We start from the raw sequence: 18795 nt of genomic DNA, 5'->3' as shown, positions 1-18795 counted from the left end.
CCACCCCCATCACGGCTCTACCCAGGTGAAGTCGGTACCCAGTTCAACGAAGCACTCTGCCGCGAACGCTTCAAATATCGCACGGTGGACGCCCGGAGCGACCCGAGGTGCCAACGGCACCTCGGGGATGTCCGTAGGCTTATAGGCGACTTCATCGCCAATCGCCGGCTCTGTCCGATGCTTGTGAGTGCCCTCGATGGGCCGGTGCGTGTGGTTGACGCATAGCCGCCGAGCCGAGAACCCGTCACGACCAGCGCCGACGAGGTACTGCAGGTAGGGCTCGCTCGGCCGCAGCGGATGGACCGTCATCCGCAGGACGCACGGCGCAAGATGCTTGATGGCGATCCGGACCTGGACCAGGCCTTCCTTGTCGAGGCCGGGCTTCTGCCTCCAGGAGATGCCCCCGACGGTCGTTGCGGAGGCGGCGGGTGACAGGAGGCTGCCCAGGTTCGCGTGCGTAGCCAGCGGGGAGGCTTGCCTGCTCAACGATGCTCACCGGTCCAGGGGAGTGGCGGGGAGGGGAGGCGACCTTGGCGGACCAGCGATCGCCAGCGTCGATCTGGCTTAGGTTACTGCACAACTACTCCCCGCGATGCCCCGTTTCGTGTCGTCTGTGGACGTGGCCCGATGAATGCGCGGGCTCGGGGCGGGTGATGTGGTTGACTGGGTCGCACGTACTCGGAGCGACCCGGAGGAGGTGGCGGCGCGGTGGTGCAGGTGCCGGCGGTGCTCGGTGAGCCGATCCGGTTCGTGCTGAACTGGGGTCGCCGCTACTCGCTGTGGGTGTTCAACTTCGGCCTGGCCTGCTGCGCGATCGAGTTCATCGCCACCAGCATGGGCCGGCACGACTTCATCCGCCTCGGCGTCATCCCGTTCGCCCACGGGCCGCGCCAGGCCGACCTGATGGTCGTCTCCGGCACCGTCACCGACAGGATGGCGCCGGCGATCAAGCGGCTCTACGACCAGATGCCCGAACCCAAGTACGTCATCTCGTTCGGTGCCTGCTCCAACTGCGGTGGCCCCTACTGGGACTCGTACTCGGTGACCAAGGGCGTCGACCAGCTGATCCCGGTCGACGTGTACGTGCCCGGCTGCCCGCCCCGGCCCGAAGCGCTGCTGCACGGCATCCTGCGGCTGCAGGAGAAGATCGCCGCCGAGCGCTCCGGCATCGGCGGCGTGCACCGGCCCGACCCGCTCGCCTCCCCGGCGGACCTGGCCGCCGAACCGGCCACCGCGCCCGGCGACCCACGACCCGGCCCACCGCCCGCGCTGCCGAAGTCGGTTGACGCGCTCACCGCACCGGCCGTCAAGCCACCGGCCCGCTGACCACCAGCTTGCCGGCCTCGACGCTCCTGAGCTGCGCTGCCCGATGGGCCAACCCGCCTTGTTGTCCCATCCTCGCAAGTTATCAAGTATGGATCCAGCTTAGAGGTGCTATTAACAATGCTGGGCGCAATGCAATGGGCGGTGCGGCTTCTATGTTGTCGCTGGATCCCTCGGTCATGAGTGGGTCAGCTGGAACAGTGCGGTTTTCGTTTCCCGGAACGCTCGTAACTCATATGCCTAGTTTTATCCCAACATGGTCTACGATCCAACGCTGGCTGTCGTCATCTATAGCGAAGTAGACGCGACCTACTCGATCGGGGCTTACGCGATCATCGATTTTTATGTGCGGCAACCGTGAAAATTTGGACCCGTCGAACGTAAAAGTGTCGAGCTTCCGGCGACGTATGCCCTCGTCGTCTGGGGCATACGTCAATCCGTATTCCTCTGACATCCAGGTAACCATGCTTTTTCCGAGTCTACCAGTGGTCGCGCGCCAGCCGACGGCCGCCCTTGCCAGGGTTTCCAGAGTCCTCCGCATTCGTTCGCGGTACGGATAGCCTGACTGGATCCAGGACTCTTTGGCTGATTCTGTGAAAATAAGCGCACCGTCAGACTCGACTTCGAGAGCGGACCAGAGCTCGCGGAAGTCTGGCGATACTTGCAACTCCTCAAGGGTTGGCTCGTCCTCCTGTGACGATGATTCATAATGGCGGGAGATGGCCTCGAAATTGTCCTTGTATGTGCGGAGCTCGCGGTTCTCCTGTTCTAGTTCTTCGTTTGCCTCAATGAGGAATTCGGACATTTCTCGTTCTTGAACTATCTGAGCCCGCAGTTCGTTGACGAGTCGATGTACGTCTCCACTCTTTTCTGCGGCCCGAATCCTTCGCTCGGCCTTCTCCTGGGCCGACCTCCGCTCGGCTGCTCGGACAGCTTCAGCAAGTTGGTCGCGTGGGTTTGCGGCCACGGATAGGCGGGACAGCATGTTGAAGAGACGGTCGCTGACGGCCCGTTCGTCCTCTAGTAGTCGTGAGGTCCACCACGGGTTTCGTGTCGTACCGGCTGCCGTAGGCCAGAATAGCCTTGCGCCCCGTAGGGGAACCCGTGTAGAGATTTTCGCGTTTAAGGAGTCGAGGGCCAGCCATGTCTCCAACAAAAATACATGAGCAAGTCCCGCTAGTCTGTTTGCCATGGCTGACGCCAGGCGATCTTCTTGGCTTCCATCGGCGGTGCTGCTGAAAATTATGACTGGTAGCCGTCGCGAGGATTGTGTCAGCGTTTGAACAACTTCTGGTACATCGCTGGCGCGCGCGCGGATCGGTTGCGCGCGCACTTGCTCGTCGCCGTAGTAGCATGGCACCGAATTTAAGACAAGCGGTATCAGGCGGGGGCGATCTATGAAGTCGATTTGAACCGGAGCCAGTCGAGCTACCTTGGAACGTCGCCCAAGTTCGACGCGCATCCCTGTGGAGGTGTCGGCCTTGGCGACAGAGACAGCACAGACGAACTCTGCCTCACCGCCTTCGCCGAGCGGGCTGCAAATCTCTAACTTCCAGAGCTGGTGTGGTGAATCCTCTACGGTGATCGACTCCCACTGAATCTCTCGCTCATTCACCACTGCGGTCCCGCGCCCGGAGAAAAATCCTGAGGGTGCTGGCTCGCTGCCGACCGCCCATGACGCCACCTGCTGTTGCAGTGCATCGAAGGTGGATTCGGCGTCCCCATCGGTGCGTACGGCTACCGAGTACATCACCTGCATCCCAGCACCTCACTCTCGATTTGTACCGTTTGCAACTACTGTGGCGAGGTCCGATCGGTTTTGCGAGATCGTTCTGGAATCGGTGGATGCAGGCGCGGGCCTCGTAGTTCCGCACCCACCGACGGACATCACCTATGAGCTGAAACTGATCGGTACTGCCGTCCTGCGGCCAGAATACTCGGGCGGGCCGGGACAACTCGATGGCCGGCCGACCTGGGGCCGGCGATAGGAGCACCGTCCGGCGCGAGCACCTGGTACGGCGTACCGCTGGGTTCTGACCCGGCGCTCAGCGGAGCTGTTGCCCACGCGCGGTAGCGTGCCCGGACGTGAGTGAGACGCAGCGCGCGACGCAGATCGTCGACATCCTGACCGCCGAGTTCGGTGAACTGATGGCCATCGACCCGGCCGCCTTCCAGCGCAAGTTCCGCAAGATGGCCGCCAGCCCGTTCGCGTTCTACCGGGGCACCGCCTGCCTGTTCTACGCCGACCAGACCGACCCCGGCGGGCCGTTCAACGACGACAGCTTCTGCGACAAGCGGACCAGCCGCGTCTGGATCCATGGTGACCTGCACGCCGAGAACTTCGGCACCTACATGAACGGCTCCGGCGAGCTGGTCTTCAACGTCAACGACTTCGACGAGGCGTATGTCGGGCCGTTCATCTGGGACCTGCGGCGCTTCGCCGCCAGCGTCGCCCTCATCGGCTACGCCAAGGCGCTCTCCGACGACGTCATCAGCGCCCTGGTACGCACGTTCGCCACCGCCTACCTGGCGGAACTGCGGGCCATCGTCGCCGGCGGCGAGGAAGCGATCGGCTCGATCACCCTGGCCAACGCCACCGGCGTGCTGCGCCACGTGCTGCAGGAAGCCCGGCTCAACACCCGTGTCGGTCTGCTCGAGAACCTCACCACCATCAACGACTACGAGCGGCGGTTCATCCACCGCGACGGCGTGTACGCCATCGACGACGACACCCGGGCCGCGGTCACCGCCGCGTTCGCCGACTACCTGACCACGCTGCCGCAGCGGGCCGACGGCAGCCGCACCGACCCCGCCCACATCAAGGACATCGTGCTCCGCAAGGGCGTCGGCATCGGCTCGGCCGGGCTGCCGTCGTACAGCATCCTGCTCGAAGGCCACACCCAGGCGTTGGAGAACGACGTCATCGTCTACCTGAAGCAGGCCCAGGTGCCGGCCGTCGCCCGGCACGTCGACGACGACGGCGTCCGCTCCTACTTCCGCCACCAGGGCCACCGGACCGCCGAATCGCAGCGGGCGTTGCAGGCCCACGCCGACCCGTGGCTCGGCTTCACCGAACTCGGCGGGGTCGGGCAGCTCGTCGCCGAAGTGTCGCCGTACGCCGCCGACCTGGACTGGTCCGACGTCAACGAGCAGGCCGAGCTGACCGGCATCGTCACCGACCTGGCCCACTCGGTGGCCCGGATGCACTCGGTCGCCGACGACGAGTCCAGCCACGACCTGGTCGACTACTCGACCGAGGAGGCGATCGTCGCCGCGGTCGACACCGACGAAGCCGGCTTCGTCGCGGGCCTGGTCGACTTCGCCCACCGGTACGGTGCCCGCGCCCGCACCGACCACCGGATCTTCGTCGACCTGTTCCGCAACGGCCAGCTGCCCTGGGTCTGACCGGCCGGCCCGGTCGCCGTCAGTCCGGTTGCCGGCTCACCGCGTCCCGCAGGGCCTGGACAAGGGCGGTCGTTCGAGGGTCCGGTCCCATCGTGACGCGGAGTCCGTTCGTCACGTACCCGAAGGCGATGCCGCTGGCCGGATCGGCGTAGCCGAGCGAGCCGCCGTGGCCTGGGAAGCCGAAGGCGGTGGGCGACCACCATGGCTGCTCCGGCAGCGGCAGGCCGAAGCCGAGCGCAGGTCGGGTCGGGACCATGAGCACCTGGTCGATTCCGTTGGCCTGTTCGCGGGTGGCGGCGGCGAGGGTGGTCGCGTAAAGAATCCGGATACCGTTGACTTCGCCGATCAGCCCGGCGTAGAAGCGGGCCAGTGACGAGGCAGTGCAGATGCCGTTGACCGCTGGGATCTCCGCTGCCCAGGTGCGCGGATCGGTGAGGTCGATCGGCGGGTCGGTCACCGTCATCGACCGGACCACCAGAGATGTCGGATCGGTGTACGCGGCGAGCACCTGTCGCAGCTGCTCTGGCACCGCCTCGGACACGGGTGGGGTCGCCGGCTGCTCCACGGTCCGCGCGACCCGGTGTGCCTCGGTGTCGGGCAGGCCGATCCAGAAGTCCAGGCCGAGTGGTTTGGCGATCTCGTCGGCGAAGTATGTGCCGAGGCTTCGGCCGCTGACGCGCCGTACTACTTCACCGACCAGCCATCCGTAGGTCAGGCCGTGGTAGCCGTGCGCCGTGCCCGGCCGCCAGGCGGGTGCCTGGGCCGCCAGCGCGGCGACGACCGGCCCCCAGGCCAACGCCTGCTCCAGCGGGACCGGCCGGTCGAGTACCGGCAGTCCGGCCTGGTGGGACAGTAACCAGCGGACCGGGATGTTGCTCTTGCCGGCCGCCGCGAACTCCGGCCAGTACCCGGCGACAGGTGCGTCCAGGTCGAGCTGCCCACGCTGCGCCAGCAGGTGCGCGCAGGTGACCGCCGCGCTCTTGGTGGCCGAGTAGACCAGCTGGAGGTTGTCCCTTCGCCACGCGTTGCCGGTGGTGGGATCGGCGACCCCGCCCCACAGGCAGACCACCTCCTGTCCGTGACGGTAGACGCTGACGGCGGCCCCGACCTCGGACCGGGTTTCGAAGTTTGCCAGGAATGCCTCCTGGACCGGCTCGTATCCCGGCGCGACAGTGCCATTGACCACTGGCATGGGCTCTCCTTAAAGCTGTCGGGCCCGAACGGCGATCCATTCGAGCCACAGTCTGTGTCAGGCTATCCTGACTTCCCGCGTCAGGGAATCCTGACGGCCTATGCTGATGGTGTGGCGGAGGAAATGGTTCCCGGGCACGCGGACATCATCGGGTTCCGGCAACCGGACGGGACGCTGAGCGCTGACGCCGAAGCGCCGGCCGGCACAGTCGGCTACCGGGCCCGGTGCAGTTGCGGCTGGCTCGGCACCAGCGACTACCCGGCTGCCGAAGAGGGCCGCTGGATGGCCACCTCCGAGTGGGCCGGACATATCAGGCCGATCCTGGCCGCCGTGCCCCCTGGTTGGCTGCTGAGCCGTTCCGACGCCCTCCGCGACAACGTCGCCGAACTGGCCACCATGTGGCCGTTGCAGGCACTCGGCGTCCTCGCCGAGGTGGAACGCTGGCAGCGGCAGCTGACCGAACGCGCCGTGGTGGCCGCCCGGGCCGCCGGGCTCTCCTGGGCCGAGATCGGCAACGCCCTCGGCATCAGCCGACAGTCGGCACACGAACGGTTCCGCGGCGTCGCTCCACGCAAACAAGCCGGGTGACGGACACCGGCTGCCGGCCCAGGTGCCGGCCGTCGCCCGGCACGTCCACGACGAAGGTGTCCGGGCGTACTTCCGGCACCAGGGCCACCGGACCGCCGTGTCGCAGCGGGCGTTGCAGGCGCACGCCAACCCGTGGCTCTGCTTCACCGAGCTGGCCGGCGTCGACACCGACCTGGCCCACTCGGTGGCCGGATGCACTTGGTCGCCGACAACGAGTCCAGCCACGACTTGGTCGACCTCGCCCATGCGTACGGTGCCCGCGCCCGCACTGACCACCGGATCTTCGTCGACCTGTTCCGCAACGGCCAGCTGCCCTGGGTCTGACCGGGAAGACTCCTCGGCCGCCCCGGGGGTGCACGCTAGCCCAGTGATCGAACACGTGTTCTAATGAGTGCCAAGTATGCTGCGTCGGGCGAGGGTGGGGTAGCGTTGCGAGAGATGGTAGAGTCCCCGCCCCCGCTGTCCGCGTCGCGACGAACGGTCGCGGCGTACGTGGCGGTGCTGAAGTTGGCTCGCGAGCGTGGGTACGTGGTCACCCGGCTGAAGATGGCGAAGTTCCTCTACCTGACCGACCTCGCGGCAGTGCGCGAGAGCGAGGATCCGGTCTCCGGGGTCGAGTGGCGGGGCCCGTTCAACAACTCCCTGCAGTTCCTGGAGAACGAGCTCGTCGAGCGCCGTGTGGTGCAACGCGACCCCTACTACCAGGGATTCCAGATCCGGCTCGTTGGTGAACTCCCGGGTTACGACATGCCTGCGGAGGACATGGCGATTCTGGAGAAGACCCTCACCGAGCTGGGCGGGCTGGCGGCTGCGACTCTCAAGGACCTGAGTTACCAGACCCCGCCGATGGAGGACGCGCTACAACGCGAGCGGGGCGTGGTGCTCGACCTGTCGCTGGCGCGCCCGCGCCCCAAGCTTGCGAAGCTCGCGCGAAGGATGTCGGCTGTGCTCAGGCGGCTCCCGGAGCAGGAGAACGACCCGGGTATCGGCCAGGAGCTTGAGCGGGAGATGGCTGAGTTGGCCGAAGGGCGCCGACGAGCAACAGGAGTGCTATCACGACGAGCGTAGGCCGGTCGTCGTTCTGAGTGGTCCCAACACGAACAGCGTCGCAGGCTGGCCCACCGTCCTGGTCGCTCCGATCTCCACATCGACCACCCTCAAGACGGAGTACTGTGCAAGCTCAGGGCCAGCGAGGGTGGTCTGCCCAAGAAGTGCTGGGTACGGGTGGTCGCGGTGCAACCGCTCCTCAAGTCAGATCTCCAGGACCATCTCGGGGTCCTGACGGCCGAGCGCCTCGAAGAGATCCAGGCCCGACTCTTCCAGTACATGGGCCTGAACATCGACGAACCGGACGATGGCGAGCTGTCCTAGCTCAGTACGGAGCGGATCAGGGCGACGACGCCGGCCCGGATCCGTTCCGTCGGCTCGTCACGCAGCTGGTGCAGCAGGTCGCTGCGGACAGCGGCGAGCAGGGCGTGCGCCAGGAAGTCGGCGTGCTCCGGGCCGCGTACGCCGGTGATCATGTCGATCAGACGCCGGTGCAGGTCGCCGTACGCCGGGTTGAGGTACGGGCTGCCCCGGCCGGCGCTCTCCAACGCCAGCGCCAGTGCCCGGTTGGCGTGTTTGTAGTCGAGGATCGCGTCGAAGATCGCGATGATCCCGGCCACCGGATCCCGGTCGGCTCCCTGCCGAGAGTCTTGCAGGGTGGCCTGCAGGGCGGTGCCCCGCTGGGCGGCGAGGGCCTGCAGCAGGCCGGTGCGGTCGCCGAAGCCGCGGAACAGGGTGCCCTTGCCGACGCCGGCCGCCTGGGCGATGGCGTCCATGGTGACCTCGTCCGGGTCGGCGGCGGCGTCGAGCAGCCGGCCGGCGGCGGCCAGCACGGTTTCCCGGTTGCGGGTGGCGTCGACCCGTTCCTTACGTGCTGCTGCCGGCACGGTTGACCGTCCTCTCGCCCCCGCCTCGGATATCCGGACCGTCGGTCCGTATAGTTAATCCGGACCGCTGGTCCGAATCCTAGAGGAGGCACCGTGACCGAAGCGCCCAGCCCGACCGTCAGCCCCGCCGCCCAACTGCTGCACCGCTGCCTCGACCACCTGCTTGCCAAGGACATGCCCGGCTTCCTCGCGCACTGGCACGACGACGCGGTCGCCGAGTTCCCGTTCGCCCCACCCGGCTACCCGCGCCGCCTCGACGGCATCGCCGCCGTCACCGGCTACCTGATCGACTACCCGAAGCTGATCGACATCGCCGAGTTTCCCCGACGTGACCGTGCACCAGAGCGTCGACCCCGACGTGGTGATCGCCGAGCTCACCGCCACCGGCACCGTCGTACCGACCGGGCAGCCGTACCGGATGTCGTACGTCGTCGTGGTGACCGTGCGGGACGGCCGGATCGCCCACTACCGCGACTACTGGAACCCGCTGGCCGCCCCCGACCTGACCAGCGCCGCTGTGATCCCGGTGGGCACCGATGTCTGACCAACGGACCGTCCTGGTCACCGGGGCGACCGGCAACATCGGCCGGCACATCGTCGCCACCCTCGCCGCAGCCGGCCACCCGGCGCGGGCCGCCAGCCGGCACCGCCCAACCGACCCGGTCGCCGCCACCAGCCACGTCCCCTTCGACTGGCACGACCCGGCCACCCACCAGCCTGCCGTCGACGGCGTCCACGCCGTCTACCTGATGCCGCCGCCGGCCAGCGCCGACCCGGTCGGCCAGGTCGGCGCGTTCCTCGACCTGGCCCAGGACGCCGGCGTACGCCGGATCGTGCTGCTCAGCTCGTCGGCGATCCGCACCGGCGACCCCGGCCCCGGCCAACTGCACGCCACCGTCGCCGACCGGTTCCCGGAGTGGACGGTGCTGCGCCCGTCCTGGTTCATGCAGAACTTCGTCGCCGAGCACCATCACCACGGTGCCGGCATCCGCCGCGACGGCGAGATCGTCACCGCCACCGGCGACGGCCGGGTCGGCTTCATCGACGCCGCCGACATCGCCGCCGTCGCCGTCCGGGCCCTGACCGACCCGGTGCCGCACAACGCCGAACATCTGCTCACCGGCCCGCAGACCCACAGCTACGCCGACGTCGCCGCGATGATCAGCGAAGCCGGCGGCCGACCGGTCCGGCACCGTACGGTCGACGTCGACACCATGCGCCACCGGCTCACCAGTTTCGGCATCCCGGACGGCTTCGCCGCCCTGCTGGCCGGCATGGACGGTGCCATCGCCGGCGGAGCCGAAAACCGGACCACCAGTACGGTCCACGATGTCACCGGCCGGGCACCGACCAGCCTGCGCGACTTCTGCGCCGCGAACGCCGACCACTGGCGACGGGCCTGACGTCACCCGTCTGCGCGACAGCCGGACGTAGGGCCAGTCAGCGTTCCCGTCCAAGCGTGGGTAGACCGCCTCGAACGAATTTTGGAGGAGGCGGCTGCCGTGTTCTGGTCGGGGTCTTGACGGGCGGTGTGAGGCGGCGGAGTTCCTTTAGCGCTCGGGCTCGGATGGCGTGGCAGTCCGGGCAGGCACGTCCCGTCGGTACCCGCCGCTGATAGACCGGAGCCATGCGGGGCAGGGGCAGCTCGCACATGACCTGGTCCGGGTGTTCGGGATGCGGTCTGTGCCATACGGCCGGGTCGTCGAGACGCACCCAGCCGACCGGCACCCGCCATGTGCCTGCCGTGCCGACCGGCCCGTCGCCGACAACGGGCCCGGTCGCGAGCCGGATGAGGATCCGCGTGGACGCCTCCACCGGCCGCTGCCGTGGTCGTGGCGGTCGCTTTCGATGCTGCCCGCCACGGCCGGCGACCTCGGCAGGTGCGGCCGGCTCGCGGCGGTCCCGGCGAGGCTTCCCGGAGCCCGAACCAGCTTTCGCCCGACATCGGTCGCAATGCGCCCAATCGCACGGCAGTTCTTCGTGGATCGGCACGCCGCCGGGCAGCTTCAACCCGCACAGGACGCGGTCGGGAATGTACGGGTCAGGCCGGTGGAGTACCTGCCGTGCAGGTCTAGGCAGCTTCACCCAGCCGAGCCGATTGCCTTCCACTACTCGCTGCCACGCCTGACGTCCAGGGCTACCGTCGGCCCCGGCAGATCGTGGAATCGGGTACTCGGCACCCGCGTCACGGCAGGCCACGCAAATGGAGAACATGCGGCGCGGGCTCTGCAGTACCAACACGTCTGCTGCCAAGTCGCGACCGCACAACGTGCGCCCTACATCGGCCCGATCCGCGCCGTGCATCCGCGTACCCTCACCGGGCAGAAACACCCAGCCTGCCACCCGGCCGTCCATCTCCATTAGAGTACGCGGCGCGGCCCTGCCCGTCCGACCCGAAACCGAGTGCCTCGTGCCAACTGCCACCGATCCGACAGGTCAGAACTCGATGACCGTCTTGATGCCTTCCTCCTCGGCGTACGCCCGCTGGTAGTCGTCCAGACCGTACCGGTGGGTGATCATGCTCGTCAGCCAGTCGTTGTCGGCGCGGGCCAGCGCGTCGGCGGCCTGCTGCCAGTGCCGGCGGTTGGCGTTGACCGTGCCGAAGATGACGTTGTTCTTCAACACCAGGCACCGGTTCAACTCGTTGAGGTCCAGCTCGGTGTGGTGGGCGTGGGTGTTGATCCCGGTCAGACAGCCGATGCCGTTCGGCGCCAACCTGTTGAACACCTCACGCACCACCGGCGGCGCGCCGGTGCACTCGATGATGACGTCCGGGTCGAAGTCCAGCTCATCCACCGGCACCGCGTGGTACGTCGCACCCAGCCGGCGGGCCAGCTCCGGCTTCGGCCCCGACGTGCCCCGGGCCAGCACATGCGTCTCCAGACCACGCTGCACGCCCAGCAGCGCCGCCAGCAGCCCGATCGGGCCGGCCCCGGTGACCAGCACCCGCTGCGGCGCCCAGAAACCACGCGCGCCGATCCGGTCGACGTGGTCCCAGGCCTTCGCGACCACACTGGTCGGCTCCAGCAGCACCCCGGCCAGCCCCAGCTCCGGCCGCAGCGGTACGGCGTACTCGGCCGGCACCCGCCACCGCTGCCGGGCGAACCCGTCGATGCCCTTGATCCCGCACTCGGTGTACCGCCCGTTGGTGCACATGTCCCACTCGCCGGCCGCGCAGTACCGGCACGGCACCGGGTCGGGCCGCCGGACGATCCCGGCGACCAGGTCACCCGGCCGGATCGTGCCACTCGGGTCCTCGACCACCCGGCCCAGCGACTCGTGGCCGAGGACCAGCATGTCCCGGCCCGGCGGCGGCTCGCCGTAGTCACCGCCGAGGATCTCCCCGTCGGTGCCGCAGATGCCGACCGCGACCGCCTCGACCAGCACCTCACCCTCGTCGGGTGACGGCTCCGGCGCGTCGTCGACGAGCCGCAACGAATCGGCCTTGCCCGGGGTGACAGTCAGCGCACGCATGACCAGGATGTTTCCCCGCAGGTCAGTACCTACACGCGTAATGTCGGGCCCACCTGCGTACCACCCGCGCCCTTAGGATCAGACCCATGACCCCCGACGAGATCGGCGCGCACCTGGTCAGCCTGCTCGACCAGCCGACGGCTGTGTCGGAGGCCGCGCAGGTCACCGCGCAGGTCACCGCCACGGTCTCCGCAGGCGGCGGCCGGTACGCCCGGGCCACCGTCGACGTACCCGCCGACAGTTGGCCGGCCGCGCTCGCCGCCGCCCGCGACGACGCCGACCTGGCCTGCGACTTCTTCGACTGGCTCTCCGCCGTCGACGAGCTCGACGACGGCTTCGCGATCGTCGCCCACCTGTGGTCCACCCGGCACCGGCACGGCCTGCTGCTGCGCACCCGGGTGCCGCGCGAACGCCCCGAGCTGCTGTCCGTGGTCGACGTGTTCCCCGGCGCCGACTGGCACGAGCGGGAGACCCACGAGATGTTCGGTGTCCACTTCGTCGGCCACCCTGCCCTCACCCCGCTGCTGCTGCCGCCCGAGTTCGAAGGCCACCCGCTGCGTAAGGAGTTCGTCCTCGCCGCCCGGGTCGCCAAGCCGTGGCCGGGCGCGAAGGAACCGGGCGAACCGGCCGGCGGCGGCGGGGGAGCCCGGCGGGCCCCGATGCGGCCACCGGGCGTACCGCTGCCGACCGAATGGGGTCCGCAGGCCGCCAGGTCCGCGCCCGACGCCGGCCCCGACGGCGGTACGCGGCCCGCGCGCGCCGCCGGCCCCGACGGCGGCCGACCCGACGGGGGTACGGCCTGATGCCGCTCTGGCTGGAGCTGACGATCCGGGTCGGTTCCGTCGTCGTCGCGTTCCTCACCCTGCCGCTGCTCGTCGGGCAGATGGAACACAAGGCGATGGCGCACATGCAGGGCCGGCTCGGCCCGATGTACGCCGGAGGCTTCCACGGCTGGGCGCAACTCATCGCCGACGGCGTCAAGTTCGTGCAGAAGGAGGACATCACCCCGCGCGCCGCCGACCGGCCGGTGTTCCGGCTCGCCCCGGCGATCGCCCTCGTGCCGTACCTGCTGGTCCTGCTCGTCATCCCCCTCGGGCCGGGCGACCTCGTCGGCCAGCCGCTCGACGTCGGCCTGTTCTTCGTCCTGGCCGTGATGGGCGTCGGCGTCGTCGCCGTGCTGATGGCCGCCTGGGCGTCGGCCAACAAGTACAGCCTGCTCGGCGGGCTGCGCGGCGCCGCCCAGCTGCTCGCCTACGAACTGCCGCTGGTGCTCGCCGCCGCCAGCGTCGCGATGGCCGCCGGCACCCTGTCGCTGTCCGGCATCGTCGAAGCGTGGCGGCCCTGGTGGCTGCTCTGGCAGGCACCCGCCCTGATCGTGTTCTTCCTCGCCGGCATGGCCGAGATCCGCCGCCCGCCGTTCGACATGCCGATCGCCGACAGTGAACTGGTCTTCGGCTACCTGACCGAGTACACCGGGCTGCGGTTCGCGTTCTTCCTGCTCGCCGAGTACGCCGGCATCGTCGTCATCGCCGCGCTGACCACCGTGCTGTTCCTCGGCGGCTGGCAGGGGCCGTTCGGCGTCGAACAACTCGGCTGGCTGTGGACACTGCTGAAGGTCTTCGCCGTCGCGTTCGTGATCATCTGGGTGCGGGTGTCGTTCCCCCGGCTGCGCGAGGACCAGCTGCAACGGTTGTGCTGGCTGGTGCTGGTGCCGCTCGCCCTGGCCCAGCTGGTGCTCACGGCAGGGGTGAAGGTGGCCATCGGATGACCGGTGCCACGTCCACCCAGGAGCGTGCGGACGGCCGGGCCGACCGGCCCGACGAGCCGCCGCCGGCCGGCAGCGGTGGGCCGTCGGGGGACCGGCTACGCCAGCCGCCCCGGGACCGGCTGCGCTGGCTGGACCGGGACCGGCTGCGCTGGCCGGCCCGGATCGCCCTCGCCGTGACCCTGGCCGCCGGCGCAGCCGGGCAGATCGCGGTCTGGGCCGCCGGCAACTGGCTGTGGAACGACGAGACAGCCATCGCCATCAACCTGCGCCGCACCTTCCTCGAACTGACCAGGGGGATGGAGTTCCAGCAGGTCGCCCCGGTCGGCTGGCTGTGGCTGGAGAAGACCCTGTGGTTGGCGTTCGGCGACGGCGAACGGGTGCTGCGGCTGCCGTCGCTGGCCGGCATGCTGGCCGTCCTGGTGTTGACCGCGATCATCACCCGCCGGGTGGTCGGGCGGTGGGCGGCGGTCGCCGCGACCGCGCTGATCGCCGCCGCGCCGATGATCCTGACCTACGTCGGCGAGCTCAAGCAGTACGCCGTCGAATCGGCGGTCGCCCTGGCGGTGCTGCTGCTCGGGGACCGGTATTTTGCGTCGGTCGGCTCCCGCCGAGGCCGGTCCCGCTGGCTGATCCCGGTCGGCTGGGCGGCGGCCACCTTGGTCGCCGTCTTCGTCAGCCTGACCGCGGTGCTGGTGCTCGCCGCCGCCGTCGCCGGCATGACCCTGCTGCTGGCCCTGCGCCGACGCTGGACCGACGTGGCGGTCCTGCTCGCCGGCTCCGCGCCGGCGGTCGCCTTCGCCGGCTACCTGATCGACCGCCGTCGCCGGTTCCCGTTCATGCCCGGCCAGTCCGACTACTTCGCCGACGGCACCCCGCCGGCCGGCTCCGGGCCGGTGGACATCCTCGCCTGGCTGCCCCGGATGTGGTCCAGCTTCGTCACGGTGACCCTGGACTGGCGTCAACCGCTGCTGGTCCTGCTGCTGGCCGTGGCCGGCGTCGCCGTGCTGATCTGGCGTCGCCGGTCGCTGTGGGCGGCGATGCTCGGCGGGACCCTGCTGGTGGCAGTGGCCGCTGCGGCGGCCCGTGGTCTGCCGCTCGCCGACCGGGTGGCGACCTGGCTGATCGCCCCGACGGTGATCCTGGTGGTCGCCGGCCTCGACGGCGGCGTACGGCTGGCTCTGCACGCCGGCACTCGGCTGACCTCCCGGGTCGGCACCGGGCTGACCTCGCGCGTTGGTACCGGGGCCCGGCGAGCCGGCCGGGTGGCGGTGGCGTCCGTGGTGCTGATGCTGGCCGTCGCCGTGCTGCCGGTGATCGCCCACCCGGCGGCCGTCGCGGCGTACCGGCAGGTGGTCGACCCACAGATGAAGGACGCCGGCCCCGCCGCGCTCGCCGACGTGGCCGCCCGTGCCCAACCCGGCGACCTCGTGCTGTTCTACTGGTTCAGCTACCGGATGGTCGTCTGGTACGGACCACGGCACGACCTGGCACCACACACCGTGCGGCTGTACCCGTCCGATCACGACAAATGCGACCCGCAGGCGTTCGGCGAGTGGCTCGGTGACGTCGACCGCGTCTGGTACGTGCACGGCCGCAGCCTCAGCAGCGCGCCGGACGACTACCCGACCCGGGTCGCCGCCGAGTTCGCCGACTACGGCACCATCGTGGAGATCCGCGACTTCCCCGCCGACCGCTGGTCGACGGCGGCCTGGGCGCTGGTCGACCTGACCGCCGGCCCGGACCCGCAGCCGCCGGTCGTCGAACCGGATCCGGAACACGCCTGCCTCGGCCGCTGGTGACGGCGTGGCAATCGGCGACGGAGACCGCAGACAGCGGAGATCGACGGCAACGGAGATCAGATGCTCGCGTGCCCGGCACGGATTCGGCAGGATGAGGCGCATGGACCGACGCGGCGGACGACCGGCATGAGCGGCGAGGAGCACGACACCGGACACGGCGGCACCGGACACGGCGGCACCGGACACGGCGGCACCGGACACGGCGGTGCCGGGCGCAGCGAGGGCGGGCACCGCGGCGGGCACGGCGAAGGGCTGCTGAAAGGCCTGGCGACGACCTTCAAGACGATGGTCTCCCCGGCCCACACCCAGCAGTACCCGGACGTCGCCCCCGATCTGCCGCCCCGCTCCCGTGGGGTCATCGCGCTGCTGGCCGAGAACTGCACGGTCTGCATGCTCTGCGCCCGCGAATGCCCCGACTGGTGCATCTACATCGACTCGCACAAGGAGGAGGTGCAGGTGCCGGGTGCGGCACGGGCCCGGCAGCGCAACGTCCTCGACCGGTTCGACATCGACTTCTCGCTCTGCATGTACTGCGGCATCTGCGTCGAGGTCTGCCCGTTCGACGCGCTCTACTGGTCGCCCGAGTTCGAGTACGCCGAGTACGACATCCGGGACCTGCTGCACGACAAGGAACACCTCGGCGAGTGGATGGCGAGCGTACCGCCGCCACCGGCGCACGACCCGAACGGCGAACCGGCCAAAGAGGAGACCGCCGCCGCACGCAAGGCCGCCGCGCCCGGTCGGCCTGCCCGTGGGGCGACCACGTGACCGGTACGGACGTGCTGCTGCTCGCCCTCGGCGCGGTCGCCGTCGGTGCCGCCGCCCTGGTGGTGAGCACCCGGCACATCGTCCGCGCCGGGCTGTACCTGGTCGGCTGCCTCGGCGCCGTCGCCGGCCTGTACCTGGTGCTGACCGCCGAACTGGTCGCCTGGGTGCAGGTGCTGATCTACGTCGGCGCGGTCGTGGTGCTGCTGCTGTTCGCGGTGATGCTCACCCGCGCGCCGATCGGCGCCGCCACCGACCTGGACCGGCCCGGCTGGCCGGCCGCGCTGATCGGCGGCGGGGCCGGGCTGGGGCTGGCCGCGCTGTTCGTCGACGCGTACCGCTGGTCGCGGGTCGAGCTGCCCGACGCCGGCACCGCCGACCGGCTCGGCGCGGCCGTCTTCGGTAGCTGGGTGCTGCCCTTCGAGGTGCTGTCGGTGCTGCTGCTGTCCGCGCTGATCGGGGCGATCGTGCTGTCCCGCCCCGACGTCGGCGCGCAGCCCGAGCGGGCTGGGCGGGCCGGGCCGGGCGGGCGCGGCTGATGCGCCCGGTCATCCCGTACCTCGTCGCCGCCGCGCTGTTCGGGCTCGGCGTCTACGGCGTGCTGCGCCGCCGCAACGCCGTCCTGCTGCTGATGTCGGTCGAGCTGATGCTCAACGCCGTCAACCTGGTCCTGGTCACCGCCGACACCACGGTGCGCGCCGCACTGCCGTACACCGGGCAGACGTTCGCCCTGTTCATCATCGTGATCGCCGCCGCCGAGGTGGGTGTCGGGCTGGCCATCGTGCTGCACCTGTACCGGCTGCGGTCCAGCGTGGTCGTCGACGACGTGCCACTCGACGGTGACGCGGACGGGCGGGCCGACGCAGACCCGCCGGCCGACACCGCTGCCGTGCAGGTTGGCAGCGTCGCCGAGCGGCAGGAGGTGACCCGGTGACCGGGTCGACCCTGGGCCACCTGCTACCCGCCGTACCGTTCGCGGCCGCCCTGGCCGGCCTGCTGGTCGGCCTGCGACCCGACCCGCTGACCGCCACCCGACGGCGGGTCGCCGCCGGGCTCGGCGTCGGCGGTGCCACCGCCGCGCTGGCCGTCGCCGTCGCGCTGCTGGCCAGTGGGGCACCGACCGTCGAGCAGTCCCGGTCGTGGGTCGACGTCGGCGGGCTGGCGGTCACCTTCGGCGTCCGGCTGGACGGCCCCGCCGCCCTGGTCGCCGTCGCGGTCGGCGCGGTCGCGCTCGCGGTACAGCTGTACTCCGTCGCGTACCTGGCCGGCGACGACCGCTATCCGGCGTACGCCGCCCAGGTGAGTCTGTTCACCGCCGCGATGCTGCTGGTCGTCGTCGCCGGTGACCTGATCATGCTGCTGGTCGGCTGGGAGGTGATGGGCGCCTGCTCGTACCTGCTGATCGCGCACGACCGGCGGCTGCCCGAGGCGCCGGCGGCGGCGATGAAGGCGTTCCTGGTCACCCGGGTCGGTGACGTCGGATTCCTGCTCGGCATCGCGGTGCTCGGCATCGGTGCCGGCAGCTTCCGCATCGCCGAGGTGCTCGCCCACGACTACCCGCCGGCCACGGTCACCACGGCGGCGCTGCTGCTGCTCGCCGGGGTGGCCGGCAAGAGCGCCCAGTTCCCGCTGCACACCTGGCTGCCCGACGCGATGGCCGGCCCGACGCCGATCTCCGCGCTGATCCACGCCGCCACCATGGTCGCCGCCGGGGTGTACGTGGTGATCCGGCTCTACCCGATCTTCGTCGCCGCCCCGGCCGCGCTGATCCTGCTCGGCGTGCTCGGCGTCGTCACCCTGCTGCTCGGCGCGTTCGCGGCGACCGCCGCCGACGACATCAAACGGGTGCTCGCCTGGTCGACCGTCTCCCAGCTGGGCTACATGACCGGCGCGTTGGCCGTCGGCTCCCCACCGGCCGCCCTGTTCCACCTGCTCACCCACGCCGCGTTCAAGGCGCTGCTGTTCCTCGCCGCCGGCTGCGTGATCCACGCCGTCGGCAGCAACCTGATGTCGGCGATGGGCGGGCTGCGCCGGCCGATGCCGGTCACCTTCGCCGCCACCGCCGTCGGGCTCGGCGCGCTCGCCGGGCTGCCGCCGCTGGCCGGCTTCTGGAGCAAGGAGAGCGTGCTGTACGCGGCCGCCGAAGCCGCCCGGCACCCCGGCGACGGGCCGGTGCCGGCGTGGCTGGGCTGGCTGGTCTGGACGGCCGGTCTCGTCGGGGTGGCGGTCACCGCCTGGTACGCCACCCGGCTGCTGCTGCGTACCTTCCTCGGGCCGTCCCGGGTGCCCGCCGGCACCCACCCGCACGACCCGCCGGCGTTGATGCGCTGGCCGGTGCTGGCCCTGGCCGTGCCGGCCGGGCTGCTCGGCCTGGCCGCGTTCAGCCCCACCTTCACCGGCTGGCTCGGTGCCCCGCCGGACGGGCTGGTCCACTTCGGTCCCGACCTGGTGCTGCCGGTGCTGCTGCTGGCCGTCGGCGTCGGCGCGGCGGTGTGGCTGCACCGGCGTGACCCGGTCTCTTCTCCACATCTGACGCTGCCGACGACC

At 70.1% G+C, this 18795-nt stretch carries 18 protein-coding genes and 2 pseudogenes; 15 read left to right on the top strand and 5 right to left on the bottom strand.

The features are described from left to right. Positions 1 to 9: 9 nt before the first annotated feature. The gene (locus ACXAHD_RS13915; protein ID WP_281567227.1) at positions 10 to 486 is read right to left on the bottom strand and encodes a hypothetical protein; all 477 of its coding nucleotides are present in this window, start codon (positions 484 to 486) and stop codon (positions 10 to 12) included. A gap of 225 nt (positions 487 to 711) precedes the next feature. Here ACXAHD_RS13915 and ACXAHD_RS13910 point away from each other — a divergent pair, with 225 nt between their 5' ends. Continuing rightward, the gene (locus ACXAHD_RS13910; RefSeq protein WP_475050976.1) at positions 712 to 1326 is read left to right on the top strand and encodes an NADH-quinone oxidoreductase subunit B; all 615 of its coding nucleotides are present in this window, start codon (positions 712 to 714) and stop codon (positions 1324 to 1326) included. Positions 1327 to 1555: 229 nt separating this feature from the next. On the opposite strand, the gene ACXAHD_RS13905 is transcribed toward ACXAHD_RS13910, so the two are convergent. After that, positions 1556 to 3082 (bottom strand): hypothetical protein, encoded by a 1527-nt coding sequence (locus ACXAHD_RS13905; protein WP_475050952.1) that lies wholly within the window; start codon positions 3080 to 3082, stop codon positions 1556 to 1558. Positions 3083 to 3471: 389 nt separating this feature from the next. On the opposite strand from ACXAHD_RS13905, the gene ACXAHD_RS13900 reads away from it, so the two are divergent. Next, complete coding sequence (locus ACXAHD_RS13900) at positions 3472 to 4728, top strand: DUF2252 domain-containing protein (protein WP_475050974.1); 1257 nt, start codon at positions 3472 to 3474, stop codon at positions 4726 to 4728. A 19-nt stretch (positions 4729 to 4747) separates the two neighbouring features. Here the strand turns inward: ACXAHD_RS13900 and ACXAHD_RS13895 are convergent, their stop codons facing one another. Then, a complete protein-coding gene (locus ACXAHD_RS13895) occupies positions 4748 to 5920 on the bottom strand; it encodes a serine hydrolase domain-containing protein (RefSeq protein WP_475050950.1) in 1173 nt (390 codons plus the stop codon). Between the two features lie 111 nt (positions 5921 to 6031). Here ACXAHD_RS13895 and ACXAHD_RS13890 point away from each other — a divergent pair, with 111 nt between their 5' ends. The 4 genes and pseudogenes from ACXAHD_RS13890 to ACXAHD_RS13875 all read left to right on the top strand — a co-directional run bounded on the left by ACXAHD_RS13890 (position 6032) and on the right by ACXAHD_RS13875 (position 7879). After that, on the top strand, positions 6032 to 6508 hold the full coding sequence (locus ACXAHD_RS13890) for a hypothetical protein (protein WP_281567231.1): 477 nt from the start codon (positions 6032 to 6034) through the stop codon (positions 6506 to 6508). Between the two features lie 16 nt (positions 6509 to 6524). After that, positions 6525 to 6832, top strand: a pseudogene (locus ACXAHD_RS13885) (DUF2252 family protein); the annotation flags it as partial. A gap of 114 nt (positions 6833 to 6946) precedes the next feature. Beyond that, positions 6947 to 7576 carry a hypothetical protein gene (locus tag ACXAHD_RS13880; protein ID WP_281567232.1) on the top strand — a complete coding sequence of 210 codons (630 nt, stop codon included), beginning with the start codon at positions 6947 to 6949 and terminating at the stop codon, positions 7574 to 7576. A gap of 156 nt (positions 7577 to 7732) precedes the next feature. Next, positions 7733 to 7879: a hypothetical protein gene (locus ACXAHD_RS13875; protein ID WP_281567233.1), complete on the top strand. Its 147-nt coding sequence runs from the start codon at positions 7733 to 7735 to the stop codon at positions 7877 to 7879. Here ACXAHD_RS13875 and ACXAHD_RS13870 read toward each other — a convergent pair. Continuing rightward, positions 7876 to 8442 carry a TetR/AcrR family transcriptional regulator gene (locus ACXAHD_RS13870; RefSeq protein ID WP_475050947.1) on the bottom strand — a complete coding sequence of 189 codons (567 nt, stop codon included), beginning with the start codon at positions 8440 to 8442 and terminating at the stop codon, positions 7876 to 7878. The genes ACXAHD_RS13875 and ACXAHD_RS13870 overlap by 4 nt on opposite strands. A gap of 328 nt (positions 8443 to 8770) precedes the next feature. On the opposite strand from ACXAHD_RS13870, the gene ACXAHD_RS13865 reads away from it, so the two are divergent. Further along, positions 8771 to 8986, top strand: coding sequence for a nuclear transport factor 2 family protein (locus ACXAHD_RS13865; RefSeq protein WP_281567235.1), 216 nt, complete (start codon positions 8771 to 8773; stop codon positions 8984 to 8986). After that, complete coding sequence (locus tag ACXAHD_RS13860) at positions 8979 to 9845, top strand: NAD(P)H-binding protein (protein WP_281567236.1); 867 nt, start codon at positions 8979 to 8981, stop codon at positions 9843 to 9845. Before ACXAHD_RS13865 ends, ACXAHD_RS13860 begins: the two co-directional genes overlap by 8 nt. A 1033-nt stretch (positions 9846 to 10878) precedes the next feature. On the opposite strand, the gene ACXAHD_RS13855 is transcribed toward ACXAHD_RS13860, so the two are convergent. Further along, positions 10879 to 11916, bottom strand: a complete 1038-nt coding sequence (locus ACXAHD_RS13855) for a glucose 1-dehydrogenase (RefSeq protein ID WP_281567237.1) — start codon at positions 11914 to 11916, stop codon at positions 10879 to 10881. Between the two features lie 86 nt (positions 11917 to 12002). Between ACXAHD_RS13855 and ACXAHD_RS13850 the strand changes: the two genes are divergently transcribed. The 7 genes and pseudogenes from ACXAHD_RS13850 to ACXAHD_RS13820 all read left to right on the top strand — a co-directional run. Beyond that, positions 12003 to 12719 (top strand): NADH-quinone oxidoreductase subunit C, encoded by a 717-nt coding sequence (locus tag ACXAHD_RS13850; RefSeq protein ID WP_475050940.1) that lies wholly within the window; start codon positions 12003 to 12005, stop codon positions 12717 to 12719. Further along, a complete protein-coding gene (gene nuoH / locus ACXAHD_RS13845; RefSeq protein WP_281567239.1) occupies positions 12719 to 13684 on the top strand; it encodes an NADH-quinone oxidoreductase subunit NuoH in 966 nt (321 codons plus the stop codon). Before ACXAHD_RS13850 ends, nuoH begins: the two co-directional genes overlap by 1 nt. Further along, complete coding sequence (locus tag ACXAHD_RS13840) at positions 13681 to 15483, top strand: RNA-binding protein (protein ID WP_475050937.1); 1803 nt, start codon at positions 13681 to 13683, stop codon at positions 15481 to 15483. Before nuoH ends, ACXAHD_RS13840 begins: the two co-directional genes overlap by 4 nt. A 126-nt stretch (positions 15484 to 15609) precedes the next feature. Beyond that, positions 15610 to 16233, top strand: a pseudogene (locus tag ACXAHD_RS13835) (NuoI/complex I 23 kDa subunit family protein); the annotation flags it as partial. A gap of 14 nt (positions 16234 to 16247) precedes the next feature. After that, positions 16248 to 16787, top strand: a complete 540-nt coding sequence (locus tag ACXAHD_RS13830; protein ID WP_475050935.1) for an NADH-quinone oxidoreductase subunit J family protein — start codon at positions 16248 to 16250, stop codon at positions 16785 to 16787. Beyond that, positions 16787 to 17182, top strand: coding sequence for an NADH-quinone oxidoreductase subunit NuoK (gene nuoK, locus ACXAHD_RS13825; protein WP_281551911.1), 396 nt, complete (start codon positions 16787 to 16789; stop codon positions 17180 to 17182). The genes ACXAHD_RS13830 and nuoK overlap by 1 nt, the downstream gene beginning before the upstream one ends. Continuing rightward, a partial coding sequence (locus tag ACXAHD_RS13820; RefSeq protein WP_475050929.1) for an NADH-quinone oxidoreductase subunit 5 family protein occupies positions 17179 to 18795 on the top strand: 1617 nt, incomplete at its 3' end. The genes nuoK and ACXAHD_RS13820, both read left to right, overlap by 4 nt.

The organism is Micromonospora sp. ABR4_055 (assembly GCF_056160425.1).
The sequence above is the reverse complement of the archived record's forward strand: the minus strand, read 5'-3'. Positions and strand labels throughout refer to the sequence as shown.